Origin of the sequence: Cellulomonas sp., from assembly GCF_015234515.1 — a bacterium.
Taxonomy (GTDB): domain Bacteria; phylum Actinomycetota; class Actinomycetes; order Actinomycetales; family Cellulomonadaceae; genus Cellulomonas.
Genome location: NZ_JADGMY010000002.1, coordinates 69,826 through 71,304 on the forward strand (window position 1 = coordinate 69,826; position 1,479 = coordinate 71,304).

The window sequence follows — 1,479 nt, forward strand, 5'->3', positions numbered from 1 at the left end:
ACGACGACCCACCACCGGCAGGACGACCACCGTCGCGGTACGACGACCCACCACCGGCAGGACGACCACCGTCGCGGTACGACGACCCACCACCAGCAGGACGACCACCGTCGCGGTACGACGACCCACCACCAGCAGGACGACCACCATCACCGAACGAACGCGCGCCGGCCGCAGGACGGCCACCGTCGCGGTACGACGACCCACCACCAGCAGGACGACCACCATCACGGTACGAGCCACCACCGCCAGCAGGGCGGCCACGGTCGCCGTAGGAGCCCCCGCCGCTCGCGGGACGGCCGCCGCCACCGAAGGAGCGCACCGGCCCACCCGCGGGTCGGCCACCGTCACGGTACGACGACCCACCACCGGCAGGACGACCGCCCTCGCCGAACGAACGCCCACCACCGGCAGGACGCCCACCTGCGGCAGGACGCCCACCATCACGGAAGGGACGGTCTCCACCCTGGAAAGGGCGATCCCCACCGTCACGGCCCGATGCGCCAGCCGAGAACCGGCCTGCCGGCGGACGGCCTGTGCCACCCGTCGACGGGCGTGCGCCACCGGACCAGCTGCCCGACGGTCGCGCGCCACGTCCGCCGTCGGTCCGCGAGGCGGATGCTCCGCCACCGTCACGCCGGTCGGGAGCCCAGTCGCGGCGCTCGCCGCTCGCGCCGCGGTTGGACGCCGTCCCGTACCCGGCGGAGCCGCGCATCGGACCGCGTGCCGCTCCGGGGCGGGACGCGCCGCGGGGGGCGTCGTCGTACCGACGCTCACCGGCACCGCCGCGCGGATCACGGCGCTCGCCCGACCACCCGCCCGGGGCCCGGTCCGGGCGGGGCCCCCTCACGCCACCTGCCCCGCCGCTCGCGGGCCGAAACCCGCCCGCGCGAGGGCCCTCGGGCCCACCACGTCGTGCGGGCGCGCCGTCACGACCCTGCGACCCGTACGAGCGCGCACCGCGGTCGTCGCGCTGCGAGCCGCCACCGCGACCCGACGCGAAGCCTCCGCGGGGCGTGTCGCCACCGCCCGCCCGGCCAGTGCCGGCACCTGCACCGCGGGGCCCGCCATGGGCACCACCGCGCGCGCCCCCACCGGAACCGCTGGCATACGGCTTCCTGGCGCCGGCATCCCGCCCACGGAAGTTGCCCCCACCCTCGCGGGGGTTGCCGCTCCTGCGCGGTCGGTCCTGGTCACCCGAGCCCGTGGGCGCGTCGCTGTTCATCTGTACTCCTCGATCGATCGTCTACCCACCATGGTCCCACCGTCTCGACCACTCGTTGCACCACCGACGGGCCTCGTCGCGCTCGGCGGCGAGCTGGCCACGTCATGGTCCTCGCACGCGTACTGCTCGCGCGACCCGCGCAGCATCAACGGGCCTGAAGACGACGAAAGGCCCACCCCGTGAGGGGTGGGCCTTTCGCGAATGATTGTCCGGCGGCGTCCTACTCTCCCACACCCTGGCGGGTGCAGTACCAT

Annotated in this window: 1 pseudogene; it reads right to left on the reverse strand. The window is 75.3% G+C overall.

Annotated elements, in window-relative coordinates:
- Positions 1-465 (reverse strand): annotated as a pseudogene (locus tag IR158_RS00660) (hypothetical protein); the annotation flags it as partial.
- Positions 466-1,479 lie beyond the last annotated feature (1,014 nt).